Origin of the sequence: Lentzea terrae, assembly GCF_003265345.1 — a bacterium.
GTDB lineage: Bacteria > Actinomycetota > Actinomycetes > Mycobacteriales > Pseudonocardiaceae > Lentzea > Lentzea terrae.
This window is the reverse complement of the sequence record NZ_QFWW01000017.1, coordinates 14048-30432: the sequence shown is the minus strand read 5'-3', so window position 1 is coordinate 30432 and position 16385 is coordinate 14048. Positions and strand designations below refer to the sequence as shown.

Genomic DNA, 16385 nt, shown 5'->3' with positions numbered 1-16385 from the left:
ACCCCGAACTCGTCGGCGAAGTCCTCGGCGTGATGCGCGACCTCGCCCACCACGGCATGACCATGCTCGTCGTCACCCACGAGATGGGCTTCGCCCGCGACGTCGCCGACGAAGTCCTGTTCATGGACAACGGAATCGCCGTCGAACGCGGCGACGCCCGCGAGGTGCTCGCCAACCCGAAGGAGAAGCGGACCCAGGAGTTTCTCGAAAGGGTGCTGTAGAAGCGCCGCGGAACGGGGTGGATCAGCGAGAACAAGACGCCGTCCTGAAGCGCATCGCCGCGATCACCGCGGGCTTCCTCGCCCGCATCGATTCACGTTTTGGAAAGGATCCCATGTATTCCATCGGTCCGCTGACCGTCTCTAGGGGTGAGCGCGCGCAGGGCCTGATCCCGGTCGGCACCAGCAGTTACGGCGTGGAGCTCGGCATTCCGCTGATCGTCGTCAACGGTGCCCAGGACGGCCCGGTGCTGTGCGTGGACGCGGGCGTGCACGGCGACGAGTACGACGGCCAGGAGGCCATCCGTCGGGCGCTGGCCGAGATCGACCCGGCCACCCTGCGCGGCACCGTCGTAGGCATCCCGTGCATGAACACCCCGGCGTTCGAGGCGGCCGCCCGCGCGAGCGGCATCGACCACCTGAACCTCAACCGCATCTTCCCGGGCGACCCGGAAGGCTCCTACTCGCAGCGTCTGGCCGCGACCTTCGTCAAGGAGGTCGTCCCCGTCGTCGACGCCGTGGTCGACCTGCACACCGGTGGCGCCTACGGCGAGATCGCCCCGCTGGTGATCCTCCAGGGCGGCTACGAGGACCTGGCAACGGACATCGCTCTCGCCGCCGGGCACGAGCTCGTCTGGAAGGGCGGCAAGTGGGGCGGCACGGTCCGCCACCCCGTGCTCGCGGCCGGCAAGCCCGCCATCACCATCGAGTGCGGTGGCGCCACCTACCGCGAGGCCAACGTCGAGCGGCACATGTATTCGATCCGCAACATCCTGCGCAGCCTCAAGATGATCGACGGCGAGGTGGAGCTGCGTGACACCTACACGGCCGTCACGGGCACGTTCGCCCGCTCCAGCAACGGCGGCTTCTTCGTCAGCTACGCCGAGCCGGGCGAGAACTGCAAGGAAGGCGACCTCATCGGTCAGATCGTGGACCACTACGGCAACACGCTCGAAGAGGTCCGTGCCGACTGGGACGGCATCGTGCTGTGGGTGCGCCGCATCCGCACCGTGCGCTCCGGTGACGAGGTCGTGATCTTCGGCGCGGTGGAAGGTGAGATCAAGCCATGACTGTCACCGAGCTGCTGATCGACGGCAAGCGGGTACCCGCTGCCGACGGTCGTACCTTCACCGTCGTGGACCCGGCGCTGGGCGACCCGATCGCCGAGGTTTCGTTGGCGGGCAAGGCGGACGTCGACGCCGCCGTCGTCGCCGCCCGTGCCGCGTTCACCGCTCCGGAGTGGGCGGGGATGCGCGCCGCGGACCGCGGCCGGCTGTTGTACCGGATCGCCGAGGCGATCCGGGCGGACGTCGAACGGTTGGCCCGCCTGGAAAGTCTCGACGTGGGCAAACCGCTGAAGCAGGCCAGGGCGGACGTCGAAGCGGCCGCGCGGTACTTCGAGTTCTACGCGGGCTTCGCGGACAAGCTCGGCGGTTCCACGATCCCGCTGGGACCCGGCCTGATCGACTACACCGTGCGCGAGCCGATCGGTGTGTCCGGGCAGATCATCCCGTTCAACTACCCGTTGCAGAACACCGCGCGGGGCAGTGCGCCCGCGCTGGCGGCCGGGTGCACGGTGGTGCTCAAGCCGTCACCGGAAGCACCGCTGACGCCGCTGGAGATCGCCCGGATCGCGCTGGAGTGCGGCCTGCCGCCGGGCGTGCTGAACGTCGTGCCCGGCGACGGCGAGGCCGGTGCGGCGCTGGCCGGGCACCCTGGCATCGACCAGGTGACGTTCACCGGGTCGGTCGCCACCGGGATCAAGGTCGCCCAGGCCGCAGCCGAGAACGTGGTGCCGTCGGTCGTCGAGCTGGGCGGCAAGTCACCGGTCGTCGTGTTCGCCGACGCCGACTTCGACCTGGCGCTGGGTGCCATCGCGGCCTCGGCGTTCGGAAACGCGGGCCAGACCTGCTCGGCCGGAACCCGGCTGCTGTTGCAGCGCGGTGCCGAGGAGTTCCTGGACCGGCTGGCGGCCCACGCGAACGCGCTGCGCGTGGGCCCCGGTCTCACCGACCCCGACGTCGGGCCGCTCGTCTCGGCACGCCAGCGCGACAAGGTGCTGGGGTACCTGGAACTGGCCCGCGAGGAGGGTGCGACCGTCCGCGCCGGCGGCGGCGAGCCAGCGGACCTTACGCTGCGCCGCGGCTACTACGTCGCGCCGACCGTCCTTTCCGGACTGACGAACCAGAACCGGGTCGCCCGTGAGGAGATCTTCGGGCCCGTCGTGACCGTCATCGAGTTCGACGACGTCGAGGACGCGCTGGAGATCGCCAACGACAGCCCGTTCGGCCTCTCGTCGTACGTGTGGACGCGGGACATCGACAAGGCCCTGCGGATGGCCCACGGCATCCGCGCCGGCCAGGTCAACGTCAACGCCACCGGCGTCGGCACCGGCGTGGAGCTGCCCTTCGGCGGCTACAAGCACAGCGGCTGGGGCCGCGAGAAGGGCCTGGAGGGGCTGGACAGCTACACGCAGACCAAGAACGTCTGCATCGGCTTCGGGAACCGCACATGAGATACCGCGCGCTGGGCGAACGCGGTCCCGTCGTCTCCGTGGTGGGGGTGGGCTGCAACAACTTCGGCTCCCGCCTCGACGCGGAGGGGACCGCGGCGGTCGTCCACGCCGCACTGGACGCGGGCATCACGTTGTTCGACACCGCGGACATGTACGGCGGCGAGAGCGGGCGCGGTTCCAGCGAACGACTTCTCGGTGCCGCGCTGAAAGGCCGCCGCGACGAGGTCGTGCTCGCGACCAAGTTCGGCATGGAGATGGACTACGGCGACTACGGGCCCCGCGGTTCTCGCCGGTACGTCAGGCACGCGGTCGAGGCGTCGCTGTCCCGCCTCGGCACCGACTGGATCGACCTGTACCAGTACCACCAGCCCGACGGCGTGACTCCGATCGAGGAAACCGTTGCGGCGCTCGAGGAACTGGTCGGCGAGGGGAAGGTGCGGCACATCGGCTGCTCCAACCTGCCCGCCGACCAGCTCCTGGCCGGGTTCGTCAGCACGCAGGAGCGGTACCACCTGCTGGACCGCGGCGTCGAAACCGAGCTCACGCCCACGTGCCTGAGCCTGGGCATCGGCGTCCTGCCGTACTACCCGCTGGCCAACGGACTGCTCAGCGGCAAGTACCGCAGGGGAGCGGAACCGCCACCCGGCAGCCGCCTGTCGTGGCGGCAGGGCTGGCTCACCGACGCGGCCCTCGACCGGGTCGAGGCACTCACGGCGTACGGCGCCGAGCGAGGACTCACCCTCCTCGAGGTCGCCGTGGGCGGGCTGGCCGCGCTGCCCGCCGTCGGCTCCGTCATCAGCGGCGCCATGACCCCGCAGCAGGTCACCGCCAACGCGGCGGCGGCCGGCTGGATCCCCACCGAGGCCGACCTGGCCGCACTCGACGAGATCGTGACCCCCGGCGACCGGGTGGTCTGAGAAAAGGATTGGAATCATGCGTCAGATCGTCACCTTCGACGCCTACGCGACCCTGATCAACTTCGAGCTGGCGCCGACCACCCTGAAGGTGCTGGCCGACCGGCTGGACCTGGACGGGCTGGACGTCGACGAGTTCCTGGACGACTTCCGGGTCATGCGCTTCCAGGCCGTCCTGGAGGCCTACCGGCCCTACCACGAGATCCTGCACTCCAGCCTGCGCAACGCCATGCGGCTGCACGGCCTGGAGTACCGCGAGTCCGACGGCGACGCCCTCGTCGAGGCCGTCCCGACCTTCGGGCCCTGGCCAGAGGTGCCCGACGCGTTGCGGGCGCTGAAGAAGAAGTACGAGATCGCGATCATCTCCAACACCGACGACAACCTCATCGCGCGCAACGTCGAGAACATCGGCGTCGAGTTCGACTACGTGATCACCGCGCAGCAGGCCAAGGCGTACAAGCCGGACCGGCAGACGTTCGAGTACGCCTTCCAGACCATGGACGTCGACCCGAGCCAGGTCATCCACGTCGCGCAGGGCTGGGAGTACGACCACATCCCGACCAGGGACCTCGGCCTGCAGCGCCGCGTGTGGATCAACCGCTACGGCCGTCGTGGCAGCAGCGACTACCAGCCCTACGACGAGCTGCCCGACCTGTCCGGTCTGCCCGCCCTGCTCGGCTGCTGAGACGAGGAACCGCCGCCATGAAACAGATCCCCTACTGGCTCGACACCGCCCCGCAACGACCCGACCGCTCGGGCAAGCCACTTCCCGAGAGCGCGGACGTGGTGGTCATCGGCGGCGGCCTCACCGGCCTGTCGACCGCCTACCACGCGGCGCGCAAGGGCGCGTCGGTGGTGCTGGTCGAGAAGGACCAGATCGGTTCCGGTGCATCGGGCCGCAACGGCAGCATGTGCACGCAGGGCATCACGATCCCGCCCGGCGAGGCCCGCAAGCGGTACGGCCAGGAGCGTGCACTTGAGCTGTACAACGCCTTCCGCGACGCGGTGGACCTCGTGGAGGAGTTGACGGTCAAGGAGCAGATCGACTGCGACTTCAACCGGGCCGGGCGCCTCGGCCTGGCCTGCAAGCCCAAGCACTTCGAGCACCTGCAGGCCAAGCAGCGTGAACTTGCCGAGAACTTCGGTCACGAGACGGTCGTGCTGAGCAAGAGCGACCTGCGGGCCGAGATCGGTTCGGACTACTACCACGGCGCTCTGCTCGACCCGCTCAGCGCGGGCCTGCACGTGGGCAAGTTCGTCGGCGGCCTGGCGGACGCCGCCGAGCGGGCCGGCGCCGCGATCCACGAGCGCAACGCCGCCACCGGCCTCACCCGGCTGCCCGGCGGAGGCTTCGTGGTGGAGACGATGAACGGCACCATCCGCGCCAAGCAGGTCATGGCGGCGACGGACGCCTACACCGACAAGTCGATGCCGTGGTTCCGCAAGCGGCTGATCAACGTCGGCAGCTTCATCATCGTCACCGAGCCGCTGGGTGAGGCGCGCGCCAAGGAGCTCATCCCGAACGGCCGGCTGCTGGTCGCCCACAAGAACGTCGGCCACTACGTCCGCCTCACCCCGGACAACCGCCTCGCCTTCGGCGGCAGGGCCCGCTTCGCCCCGTCCAACCCGGCTTCCGACATCAAGAGCGGCGACATCCTCAAGCGGGAGATGACGGAGATCTTCCCGCAGCTGGGCGGGGTGCGGATCGACTACGTGTGGGGAGGCATGGTCGGCTTCTCCTGGGACCGCATCCCACACGCGGGGGAGAACGACGGCCTGTACTACTCCATGGGCTACTGCGGCCACGGCGTCCAGATGGCCACCTACATGGGTCGTGCGGTCGCCGAGATGATGGACGGCAAACCGGAGGCCAACCCGTTGCGCGGCCTGGGTTTCCCGAAGGTGCCCGTGCCGTTCTACAACGGCACCGCGTGGTTCCTGCCGTTCGGCGGTGCCTACTACAAGGCGAAGGACCGCTGGAGCTGACACCGCTCGGCCTTCCGCGACGGCCCTCGCGTCGCGGAAGGCCCTCCCTTCCGAAGGACTGTCATGACTGCCGCAGACTCCCGAAGAGAGCACGACCTGCTCGGTGACCGCGACGTGCCGGCCGACGCCTACTGGGGCGTGCACACGTTGCGCGCCACCGAGAACTTCCCGATCACCGGCACGTCGATCTCCGCCTACCCGCACCTGGTCGAGGCCCTCGCCGCGGTCAAGGAAGCCGCCGCGCTCGCCAACGAGGAACTCGGCCTGCTGGACTCGGCGAAGGCCGACGCGATCGCCGAGGCGTGCCGGGAGATCCGGGCGGGCAAGCTGCTCGACCAGTTCGTCGTGGACGTCATCCAGGGCGGCGCCGGCACCTCGACCAACATGAACGCCAACGAGGTCGTGGCGAACCGCGCCCTGGAGCTGCTCGGCCACTCGAAGGGCGAGTACTCCTTGTTGCACCCCAACGAGGACGTCAACCTCGGTCAGTCCACGAACGACGTCTACCCTACGGCCGTGCGGATCGCGACGATCTTCGCCGTGCGCGGACTGCTCGACGCGATGGCCGTGCTCCAGGAAGCGTTCGCCCGCAAGGCGGTCGAGTTCCGCGACGTGCTGAAGATGGGCCGCACCCAGCTGCAGGACGCCGTGCCGATGACGTTGGGGCAGGAGTTCTCCACCTACGCCGTCATGCTGGACGAGGACCGCGCCAGGCTCGCCGAGGCGGTCCTGTTGATCCACGAGATCAACCTCGGGGCCACCGCGATCGGCACCGGCCTCAACGCGGCGCCGGGCTACGCGGAGGCGGCCCGCCGGCACCTCGCCGCGATCACCGGGCTGGAGCTGGTGACCGCCGCGAACCTGGTCGAGGCGACCCAGGACTGCGGCGCGTTCGTGCAGATGTCCGGTGTGTTGAAGCGGATCGCCGTCAAGCTGTCGAAGACGTGCAACGACCTGCGCCTGCTGTCGTCAGGCCCGCGCGCCGGGTTCGGCGAGATCAACCTGCCGCCGGTGCAGGCCGGTTCGTCGATCATGCCGGGCAAGGTCAACCCGGTGATCCCCGAGGTCGTCAACCAGGTCGCGTTCGAGGTGATCGGCAACGACGTCACCGTCACCATGGCGGCCGAGGCCGGCCAGCTCCAGCTCAACGCCTTCGAGCCGATCATCCTGCACTCGCTGTCGGAGTCGATCACGCACCTGCGCGCGGCCTGTCTCACGTTGGCCGAGCGTTGCGTGGACGGCATCACCGCCAACACCGAGGTGCTGCGGGCGGCCGTCGAAAATTCCATCGGCCTGGTCACCGCACTCAACCCGTACATCGGGTACGCCGCCGCCACCGACATCGCGAGGGAGGCGCTCGCCACCGGCAGGGGAGTGGCGGAACTCGTGCTGGAGAAGGGTTTGCTGCCGGCGCAGAGGCTGGCCGACCTGTTGCGGCCCGAGGTGGTGGCGGGCCACGGCCCGGCCACCACCTGACATCGTGCCGGTCTCAGGCCGGCAGCTGCTCCGCTCGAAGGCGATCGAGAACGGTGTGCGGGTCGCCTTCGGCGGTCAGCCGGCCGTTCTGGAGCAGCAGGCAGTTGTCCGCCCGCGAGGCCTCGTCGAGGTCGTGCGTCACGTGGATGACCGTCACGCCATTGGTCTGTGCGTGGGAGATCGCGGCGGAGATGTCGAGCCGTGACTGCGCGTCGAGACCGGCGTCGGGTTCGTCGAGCAGCAAGAGGTCGGACTCCTGCGCGAACGCCTGCGCCAGCAGGGCGCGTTGGCGTTGGCCTCCGGACAGCGAGCTGAGCCGGCGTGCGGCGAGATCGGTGATGCCCGTCCGTTCGAGCGCGGCATCGACCAGCTCCTTGTCCTTTTTGGACAACCGACGCCGCGGACCGCAGTGCGCCCACCTGCCCATGGCGACCGTTTCCCGCACGGTGATCGGCAGTCCTGCCGGAACCGCGCTGTGCTGCACCACGAAGGCCGGGCGTCGGGTGCTGATCTCCACGGCGCCCTCGGCCGGAGCGAGGACGCCGGCGAGGACGCCGAGCAGGGTGGACTTGCCGGAACCGTTGGGGCCCACGACCGCGGTCACCTTGGCGCGTGGGAAGTCCGCGGTCACGTCGTGCAGCACGGTGTGCCGGGCGTAGCCGGCCGACAGTCCGCGCAGTCGTACGGCGGACTGGTCCGAGATGTGCGTCACGACACCCTCCTCGTGGCTGTAATGGTTGTCATTGTCAATATACGGTACTCGGCGTGGAATGGTTTCTCGCCCCGTTCGAGGTTTCGTTCGTACAGCGGGCTTTGTGGGCCGGTGTCCTCGTCTCGTGCCTGTGCGCGCTCGCCGGGACGTGGGTCGTGTTGCGAGGCATGGCTTTCCTCGGTGACGCGATGTCACACGGGATGCTGCCCGGCGTCGCGATCGCGTCCTTGTTGGGCGGCAACCTGTTCGTCGGTGCCGCGGCGAGCGCGGGCGCGATGGCGTTCGGCGTGACGGCACTGGGACGCACCCGGCGGTTCTCTCAGGACACGAGCATCGGGTTGCTGTTCGTGGGCATGCTCGCGCTGGGCGTGATCCTCGTGTCGCACTCCGAGTCGTTCGCGGTGGACCTGACCGCGTTCCTGTTCGGCGACGTGCTCGCGGTGCGCGCACAGGAGCTCGGTCACCTCGCCCTGGCGCTGGCCGTGGCCGCACCGGTGGCGCTGTGGGGACATCGCGGGTTCGTGGCGCTGACGTTCGACCCGCGCAAGGCGCAGACGCTGGGCCTGCGCCCGCGACTGGCGCACGCGGTGCTGCTCGGCCTGGTGACGCTGGCGATCGTGGCGTCGTTCCAGGTGGTCGGCACGTTGCTGGTGTTCGGTCTGCTCATCGCGCCACCGGCCGCCGCGACGTACTGGGCGAGCCGCATTCCGACGATCATGCTCGGCGCGGCGGTGCTCGGTGTGGTGGCCACCGTCGTCGGCCTGCTCGTCTCGTGGCACGCGGGCACGGCTGCGGGGGCGACGATCGCGCTCGTCGCCGTCGCCCTGTTCTTCCTGGCGGCACTGGCCGCTCAGGTTCGTGACCGGGTGCGGATCTCCGGCGCGGGCGGGCAGCACGCGGTGCTGGTCGCCGCGGCGCTCCTGGTGCTGCCGCTGGCCGGTTGCGGCACGAAGCCCGCGTCGGAGGAGGTACCGCACGGCTACGTCGAGGGCGCGGAGGAGACCGCGGAGGCTCAACCCCGCCTGGTCGTGGCCGATGCGCGCACCGGTGCGGTGCGGGTCGTCGACCTGATCACCGAGCAGGTCACCGACGCCGGCCGGGTGGACGGCGTCCAGGCGATCACCGGTGACGGCCGGTTCGCCTACCTGACCGGCAACGGCTCGGTGCGGATCGTCGACAGCGGTGCCTGGATGGTCGATCACGGCGACCACGTGCACTACTACCGCGCCCAGGCCAGGGAGGTCGGTTCCGTCGCGGGGGACCGGGTGGTGAACGCGGACAGCGATCCCACCGTCGCGGCCGTGGCGTTCGACCGCGGTGACACGACTCTGCTGGACCGGCAGGGCCTCGACGGCGGCACGGTGACCGCACGCGGCGAGCTCAAGGGTGGGCTCGCGGTGCCGTACGCCGAACACCTGCTGGTCGCGGGATCCGATCGAGTGGCGGTCAAAGCCAGGGACGGCAAGGACATCGCGACGATCGAGCAGCCGTGCCAGCGTCCGCGCGGCCAGGCGGTGACCCGGCGGGGCGTCGTCTTCGGTTGCGCCGACGGAGCCCTCGTCGTGACCGGCAAGGACGGTTCCTTCACCGGCGAGAAGATCCCGTACCCCAGTGCCGTGCCCGAGGCCGAGCGCGCGGTCGACTTCCGCCACCGGCCCGGCAGCACGGTGCTCGCCGCCAAAGCCGGGAACGCCGGTGTCTGGTCGCTGGACGTGCGGGCGAAGAAGTGGACGCTGCTCGAGACCGGGCCGGTGCTCGCCGTGAACGCGGTCGGTGAGGCGGCGCCGCTGCTGACGCTGACCGCGGACGGTGTGCTGCACGGCTACGACATCAAGTCCGGCAAGCAGATCGCGCAACGCCAGGTGCTTTCCGCGCCCGTCGCCGAGGGCAGCGTGCCACCGGTGATCGAGGTGGACCCGAACCGTGCGTACGTCAACGACGCCGCTGCGCGGGCCGTGCACGAGATCGACTACAACGACAACCTTCGAGTCGCCAGGACGATCCGGCTGGAGATCGAGCCGGCGCACCTGGTGGAGACCGGACGATGAAGCGAATTCTTGCGGCGACCTGCGTCCTCCTGCTGGTGCTCACCGGGTGCGGCAGCGCACTGGGGCAGAGCAACGGGATCGTGGTCACCACCAACATCCTCGGTGACATCACTCGCGCGATCGTCGGCGACGCGGCTCCGGTCACGGTGCTGATGAAGCCGAACGCCGACCCCCACTCGTTCGCGATCTCGGCGCAGGAGGCGGCCCGGCTGGAAAGCGCCGCGCTCGTCGTCTACAACGGACTCGGCCTGGAGGAGGGCGTGCTCCGGCACGTCCGCGCGGCCGAGCAGGCCGACGTGCCGACGTTGTCGGTGGGCGATCAGGTCGACCCGATCCGGTACACCGCCGAAGACGTTGCCGGACAGCCGGATCCGCACTTCTGGACCGATCCGAAGCGCGTGCGCAGAGCGGTCGAGGTGATCAGCGAACGCGTAATCGCGCACGTCGACGGCATCGACGCGGGCGTGGTCAAGGCCAACACCGCGCGCTACCTCGAGGAGATCGACCGGCTCGACAGCTGGACGGCTGAGCGGTTCGGTGCCATCCCGGCAGAGCGCCGCAAGCTGGTCACCAACCACCACGTTTTCGGTTACCTGGCCCAGCGCTTCGGCTTCCAGGTGATCGGTGCCGTGATTCCCAGCGGCACGACGCTCGCCTCGCCGAGCGCGTCCGATCTGGCGGGGCTCGCGGAAGCCGTCCGCGCTGCGGGAGTCGGCGCGATCTTCGCCGACTCCTCGCAACCCGACCGCCTCGCCCGCGTGCTCGCCGAGCAGGCGGGAGTGCACGTCCGCGTCATCCCCCTGTTCTCGGAGTCGCTCACGGCGGCGGGCGGCGGAGCGGCGACCTATCTGGAGATGACCCGCGCCAACACCGAGGCCATTGTGCGCGGCCTCGCCCGTGACTGACCCGACACACCGGTTGAAGAGAAAGTTGAGAAGCAGATGAAAAGCTGGTCGCGAACGTGGACCACGGCCGTGGTGTCCACAGTGGCCTCGACGCTCGTCCTGGCCGGTTGCGGCGCGGGACAGGCACAGCAGCCCGCCGCCGGCAGCGGTGCGGTCACCGAGCCGGTCGCCGTCACCTATGACGGCGGGATCTTCGTGCTGGACGGCAAGACGCTCGAGGTCAAGAACGACGTCAAGCTGGCGGGCTTCAACCGGCTCAACGCCGCGGGCGACGACAAGCACGTGATGGTGTCGACGTCGGGCGGGTTCCGGGTGCTCGACGCCGCTGCCGGCAAGCTGACCGACATCGAGTTCCCCGGCGCCGAACCCGGCCACGTCGTCCGGCACGCCGGACGCACGGTGCTGTTCACCGACGGCACCGGCGAGGCTCGCGTGCTCGATCCGTCCACTTTGGCCAGTGCGGAGCGCAAGGTCGAGACCTACAAGGCTCCCGAACCGCACCACGGCGTCGCGATCGAGCTCAAGAACGGCGAACTGGTCTCCACCCTCGGCAACAAGGACAAGCGCGTCGGAATCCAGGTGCTCGACAAGTCCCGCAAGGAGATCACCCGCAACGAGGACTGCCCCGGCGTCCACGGTGAGGCGACCGCCAAGGACGAGGTCGTCGTCATCGGCTGCCAGAACGGCGTGCTGATCTACCGCAACGGCGCGATCACCAAGGTGAACAGCCCCACGAAGTACGGCCGCATCGGCAACCAGGCCGGCAGCGACCACTCGCCGGTCGTGCTCGGCGACTACAAGCAGGACCCCGACGCCGAGCTCGAACGCCCCACGCAGATCTCGCTGATCGACACCACCACCGGCACCCTCAAGCTCGTCGACCTCGGTGCCAGCTACACCTTCCGGTCACTCGCCCGCGGTCCGCAGGGTGAAGGGCTGGTGCTCGGCACCGACGGCAAGATCCACGTGATCGACCCGGTCAAGGCCGAGGTCACCCGCACCATCCCGGTCACCGACAGCTGGCAGGAACCCCTGGAGTGGCAGCAGGCGAGGCCCGCGATCTTCGTCCGGGGTGGCACCGCCTACGTGACGGACCCGAACAAGCAGCAGCTGCACCGGATCGACCTCGCCGAGGGCAAGATCACCGCGACGGCGTCGTTGGCCCAGAAGCCGAACGAGCTCAGCGGCGCCTCCCACTGAGCACCGCGACCAGCGTCCTCCGGCCGGGGGACGCTGGTCCGGTAGCGCTCGACACCGCGAGAACCGAGAGCAGCACCAGCGCACCGGCCGGGCCGAGGACGGTCCACGGTGCCAGTTCGAGGTACGGCTGGTTCTCCGAGAGCAGGCGACCCCACTCCGGGGCAGGTGGTTGCTCGCCCAGGCCGAGGAAGCCGAGCGAGGCCAGCACGAGCACCGTGGTCGGCAGGCGCAGCACCGCGTTGCGCAGCACGGAGGGCAGCACCGCCGGCAGCAGGCTGCGGCGCATCAGGTGCACCGGGCTCGCACCCAACGACTTCGACACGCGCACGTGTTCGGTCGCCCGCTCCTGCTCGAACAACGCCGCGGCCTGGACGGCATAAGGCGTCCAGGCGACGAGGCACACCGCGCACGCCGCACCCCACACCGACGGCCCGGTGACCGCGGTCGTCAGCAGTCCGGCGAGCACGGCCGGCAGCGTCGACGCCACCTCCGTGAGGCCCGCGCTCACCCGGCCGGTCATGCCGAGCAGCAGTCCGATGAGGACGCTCACGGCGGTCACGCCGAGCGCCAACGCTGTCGTGCGCAGTGCCCCGTGCCCCAGCCGGGCCAGCAGATCGCGGCCGAGCGAGTCCGTGCCCAGCGGGTGCTCGATCGATGGTGCCGCCAGCCGAGCAGCCGTGTCCACGTGCAGCGGGTCCCGCGACAGCCCGGCGACGACCAGCGTCAGCAACGCCAGCGCGCACAACCCGCCGATCCACCGGGTGAAGCGGTGCGGCCGCAGTGCCGGAGGGTTCAGCGCGGGCAGAGCGCCGTCGCGCAGAGCCGGCCCGAGCAGACCACGTCGCGCGGCCCCCACGAGCAGACCAGCGACGACGCCGAGCAGCACGAGGACCAGCGTCGCGGTCTGCAACGGCGGGAGGTCCCGCGCCACGGCCGCGTCCAGGGCGAGCCGGCCGAGGCCCGGGATGTTGAAGATCTTCTCCACCGCGACCGCGCCGCCGACGAGGCCGATGATGGTCGGCAGCAGCTGCGGAAGCACTCCCGCCACCGCGCCGCGCAACCCGTGCCGCGCGATGTAGCCGGGCGGAAACCCGCAGGCGTGCCAGGTCCGCACCCACGGTTCGGCGAACGCGCCCGGCAGCGACTGGGCGAGCAGGCCGCCGATCACCGCTCCGGACGGCACGCCGAGAGCGAGTGCGGGCAGCACCATCGACGCCGGCCCCTCCCAGCCGCTCGACGGGAACCAGCCGAGCCACACCGCGAACACCGTGGCGAGCAACGAGGCGAGCAGGAACTTGGGCAGCGCGGCCAGGAACGCGGCCGCCGTGCCCGCCCGTTCCTCGCGCAGCCGCAGCTCCGCGCCCTGCCGCAGCGTGCGGGCGCAGACCAGTGCCGCCACCGCGATCGTGACCACGAGGGCACCGAGCATCAGCGTGAGCGACACCGCGAACGCCGCCGCCACCTCGGGCAGCACCGGCTCTCCAGACACCCACGACACACCCGCGTCGCCGCGCAGCAGCCCGTCCAGCCAGTGCACCAGATGCGGCAACGGTCCCTGGTCCAGCCCCAGTTGCTCCCGCACGGCGGCGAGTTGCTCCGGGGCCGGGCCCTGGTCGGCGGAACGGGCGCGCAGCACGGCGAGCGCGGGATCGGTGCCGGACAGCCACGGCAGCAGCGCCACGGCCGCGAGCAGCCCGGCACCCGCGACGACGCGGCCAACGGCGGACTTGCTCACTTGAGGTGCGTGCCGGTCGTGATCAGCGTCCGCTCCCGCGGGTCGAGCACCACGCCCTCGACGCGCGGGCTGAAGCCCTGCACGACCTTCTCGTGCACCAGCGGCACCGCGGCGTCCGTGCGCAGGATCTCCGCCTCGGCCAGCATGATCTTCTGCTGCCGCTGCGCGGTGTCGCTCTCCTGCGCGGCGGCCGCGATGGCCTGGTCCACCCGCGCGTCCTCGAGGCGGGCGATGTTGTAGGTGCCGGAGCTGGTGAAGTCGCTGGCGAGGTACGCGACCGCGTCACCGGTGTCGAGCAGTGTTACGCGAGAGAAGACCAACGCGTCGTACTTGCCTGCGAGCAGGTCTGGCTCCAGCTGCGCGGTTTCGCGGATGTCCTGCTGGACCGTGAACCCGGCCTTCTCCAGCTGCTGCTGCACGACCGTCGCCACCTCGGGCAGTTCGGCCCGGTTGGTGATGGCCGCGAGGCGCACCGTCCTGCCCTGCGTCTTCGCCTTCACGTCCGCGACCGACGCGGCGTCCGCCCGCCCGGTCACCGCGACTCGCTTGCCCGCGGCCCAGGTGACGGCCGGACCGAACAGTCCCTGCGCGGGATCGGCGTGCCCTGCGAAGATCGGGCCGACGACAGCCGAGCTGTCCAGGGCGCTACGGGCCGCCGCGCGCAGCGACGGGTCGGCGAAGATGCCGTCGCCGGTGTTCAACAGCAGGCTGTCCGTGCGCACCGACGACACCTCGTGCCGCATGTCCTCGTTCAGCAGCTTCGCCTGGGAGGCGGGGATCCACTCGGCGATGTCGACCTCACCGGACCGCAGCGCGTTGGCCCTGGCGCTGCCGTCCACGATCCAGGTCACGTCGATGCCCGCGGACTTCGCTTGACCACCCCAGTAGCCGTCGAACCGGTCCAGCGTCACCGAGCTCTTCCCGGTGAGCTTGGTGATCTTGAACGCACCCGTGCCCGTCCCGACCGGGGTGACCGTGCCGTCCTGGCCGTACGCCTTCGTCGCGAAGATGCCCAGCTCGTGGCTGGCCAGCCTCATCGGGAGTACCGGGTCCGCAGGACTCGTGCTGATCGTGACGGTGTCGGCGTCCTCGGCCTTCGCGGTCAGCGTCACGTCGCTGAGCACGCGCGGCTTGACCTTGGCGGCGGCGGCGTGACCGAGCGAGGCGACAACGGACTCCGCGGTGAACGCCGTGCCGTCGTGGAAGGTGGCCTTGCGCAGCTCGAACGTCCAGGTGGTCGCATCCTTGCGCACCCACGAGGTCGCCAGCGCGGGCGCCGCGGAACCGTTGGCGTCCAGCACCGTGAGCCCCTCGGCCACCGACAGCTTGCCCAGCACGGTGGCGTCGTTGCTCAACGGCGACAACGCCTGCGCCGGTGGCCGGGCGAGCGCCACCCGCAGCCGGCTGGACGATCCGGCGCTCGTGTCCGTGCCACTGGCCGCGAAGCAGGCCGTCAGCAACGGGGTGAGGGTGAGCAGGGCGCAGAGGCCGGTGAGAGGACGGCGGGACTGGCGCATGGAAGTCCTGTCGGGCAAGGGATTGGGGCACACCGCTCACGCGGTGAACGGCCTCATCACCCTATAAGGCAAGGCTAACCAATCTGTGCCGTAGTGGTTGAAATCTCAATGACTCCGCGTTCGTCGAGGGCGACGCGGGCACCCCTGCGGGCGGCGTGCAGGGCGGTGTCTCTGCTGGGCAGGTTGCCCTCGCGAGAGGTCTCGACGAGGGCAGCGCCGCGGACATCGGTGTTACGACACGGTCAGGTAGATCTTGCGCACGGTCTCGATGGTCTTCCAGACACCGACGAAGCCCGGCTTCATGACAAAGCTGTCGCCGGCCTGGTAGACCACCGGCTCACCACCGTCCGGCGTGATCTCGACGACGCCGGAAAGGATGTGGCAGAACTCGAAGGTCTCGCCCTTGATCGAGCGCGTCTCGCCGGGGGTGGCTTCCCAGACACCCGTGTTGATCTTTTCCCCGCGGGCGGCGTCCTGATCTTGCGGCCAGGTCCGGTAGGTCGGGTCGCCGGAGATCAGGCGTTCCGGCAGCGGGCCGGATTCGCTGGGGGTGAAGGAGGGGTTGGTGTCGATGGACTTCAGGAGCGACATGCTTTCCTCTGCTGGTTTGGGAACAACACAATCCGGAGCGGACGTACCAGGTGGGACCGGGCGGTCCACCGACTGTCTCCGGCACACGGCACCGAGTCCACGCGTGATTTGTCCAGTGCGGACGCGGTAACAGGACGTTCTGTCAAGCGGGTGATGGCCTTGACCGGAGCGAGAGGCAAGGCCGGCCAGACTGCCGGAATCGCGTGTCCGTGCCGCTGTCTACAGCACCCTTTCCAGGAACTCCTGGGTCCGCTTCTCCTTCGGGTTGGCGAGCACTTCGCGGGCGTCGCCGCGTTCGACGGCGATTCCGTTGTCCATGAACAGGACTTCGTCGGCGACGTCGCGGGCGAAGGCCATTTCGTGGGTGACGAGGAGCATGGTCATGCCGTGGTGGGCGAGGTCGCGCATGACGGCGAGGACTTCGCCGACGAGTTCGGGGTCGAGTGCGCTGGTGGGTTCGTCGAACAGCATGATGCTGGGGTCCATGGCGAGGGCGCGGGCGATGGCGACGCGTTGCTGCTGGCCGCCGGAGAGTTGGGCGGGGTATTTGTGGCCGCAGCCGGCGAGA

At 69.9% G+C, this 16385-nt stretch carries 13 protein-coding genes and 2 pseudogenes; 10 read left to right on the top strand and 5 right to left on the bottom strand.

Features of this window, described 5'->3' with window-relative positions; translation table 11 throughout:
- From DI276_RS52230 to aspA, 7 genes and pseudogenes are all read left to right on the top strand, one after another.
- A pseudogene (locus DI276_RS52230) lies at positions 1 to 221 on the top strand (ectoine/hydroxyectoine ABC transporter ATP-binding protein EhuA); the annotation flags it as partial.
- Positions 222 to 238: 17 nt separating this feature from the next.
- Positions 239 to 1288 (top strand): succinylglutamate desuccinylase/aspartoacylase family protein, encoded by a 1050-nt coding sequence (locus DI276_RS21325; RefSeq protein WP_198680792.1) that lies wholly within the window; start codon positions 239 to 241, stop codon positions 1286 to 1288.
- Positions 1285 to 2733, top strand: coding sequence for an aldehyde dehydrogenase family protein (locus tag DI276_RS21320; protein ID WP_112266024.1), 1449 nt, complete (start codon positions 1285 to 1287; stop codon positions 2731 to 2733). Before DI276_RS21325 ends, DI276_RS21320 begins: the two co-directional genes overlap by 4 nt.
- A complete protein-coding gene (locus DI276_RS21315; RefSeq protein ID WP_112266022.1) occupies positions 2730 to 3650 on the top strand; it encodes an aldo/keto reductase in 921 nt (306 codons plus the stop codon). Before DI276_RS21320 ends, DI276_RS21315 begins: the two co-directional genes overlap by 4 nt.
- A 16-nt stretch (positions 3651 to 3666) precedes the next feature.
- The gene (locus DI276_RS21310; protein ID WP_112266020.1) at positions 3667 to 4332 is read left to right on the top strand and encodes a haloacid dehalogenase type II; all 666 of its coding nucleotides are present in this window, start codon (positions 3667 to 3669) and stop codon (positions 4330 to 4332) included.
- A 17-nt stretch (positions 4333 to 4349) separates the two neighbouring features.
- Complete coding sequence (locus DI276_RS21305) at positions 4350 to 5633, top strand: NAD(P)/FAD-dependent oxidoreductase (protein ID WP_112266018.1); 1284 nt, start codon at positions 4350 to 4352, stop codon at positions 5631 to 5633.
- 63 nt (positions 5634 to 5696) lie between these two features.
- A complete protein-coding gene (gene aspA / locus DI276_RS21300; protein WP_112266016.1) occupies positions 5697 to 7109 on the top strand; it encodes an aspartate ammonia-lyase in 1413 nt (470 codons plus the stop codon).
- Positions 7110 to 7122: 13 nt separating this feature from the next.
- On the opposite strand, the gene aztA is transcribed toward aspA, so the two are convergent.
- Positions 7123 to 7821 (bottom strand): zinc ABC transporter ATP-binding protein AztA, encoded by a 699-nt coding sequence (gene aztA, locus DI276_RS21295; protein ID WP_112266014.1) that lies wholly within the window; start codon positions 7819 to 7821, stop codon positions 7123 to 7125.
- A gap of 53 nt (positions 7822 to 7874) precedes the next feature.
- Between aztA and aztB the strand changes: the two are divergent.
- The 3 genes and pseudogenes from aztB to aztD all read left to right on the top strand — a co-directional run.
- A pseudogene (gene aztB / locus DI276_RS52225) lies at positions 7875 to 8693 on the top strand (zinc ABC transporter permease AztB); the annotation flags it as partial.
- A gap of 1172 nt (positions 8694 to 9865) precedes the next feature.
- The gene (aztC, locus tag DI276_RS21285) at positions 9866 to 10774 is read left to right on the top strand and encodes a zinc ABC transporter substrate-binding protein AztC (RefSeq protein ID WP_112266010.1); all 909 of its coding nucleotides are present in this window, start codon (positions 9866 to 9868) and stop codon (positions 10772 to 10774) included.
- Between the two features lie 36 nt (positions 10775 to 10810).
- Positions 10811 to 11974: a zinc metallochaperone AztD gene (gene aztD, locus DI276_RS21280; RefSeq protein ID WP_112266008.1), complete on the top strand. Its 1164-nt coding sequence runs from the start codon at positions 10811 to 10813 to the stop codon at positions 11972 to 11974.
- Here aztD and DI276_RS21275 read toward each other — a convergent pair.
- The 4 genes from DI276_RS21275 to DI276_RS52220 all read right to left on the bottom strand — a co-directional run.
- A complete protein-coding gene (locus DI276_RS21275) occupies positions 11955 to 13709 on the bottom strand; it encodes an ABC transporter permease subunit (RefSeq protein ID WP_112266006.1) in 1755 nt (584 codons plus the stop codon). The two genes, aztD and DI276_RS21275, sit on opposite strands and share 20 nt — an antisense overlap.
- Positions 13706 to 15226 carry an ABC transporter substrate-binding protein gene (locus tag DI276_RS21270; protein ID WP_112266004.1) on the bottom strand — a complete coding sequence of 507 codons (1521 nt, stop codon included), beginning with the start codon at positions 15224 to 15226 and terminating at the stop codon, positions 13706 to 13708. The genes DI276_RS21275 and DI276_RS21270 overlap by 4 nt, the downstream gene beginning before the upstream one ends.
- Before the next feature lie 231 nt (positions 15227 to 15457).
- Positions 15458 to 15817: a cupin domain-containing protein gene (locus DI276_RS21265; RefSeq protein WP_112266002.1), complete on the bottom strand. Its 360-nt coding sequence runs from the start codon at positions 15815 to 15817 to the stop codon at positions 15458 to 15460.
- A gap of 219 nt (positions 15818 to 16036) precedes the next feature.
- On the bottom strand, positions 16037 to 16385 hold a 349-nt coding region (locus DI276_RS52220), incomplete at its 5' end, for an amino acid ABC transporter ATP-binding protein (protein ID WP_232836804.1).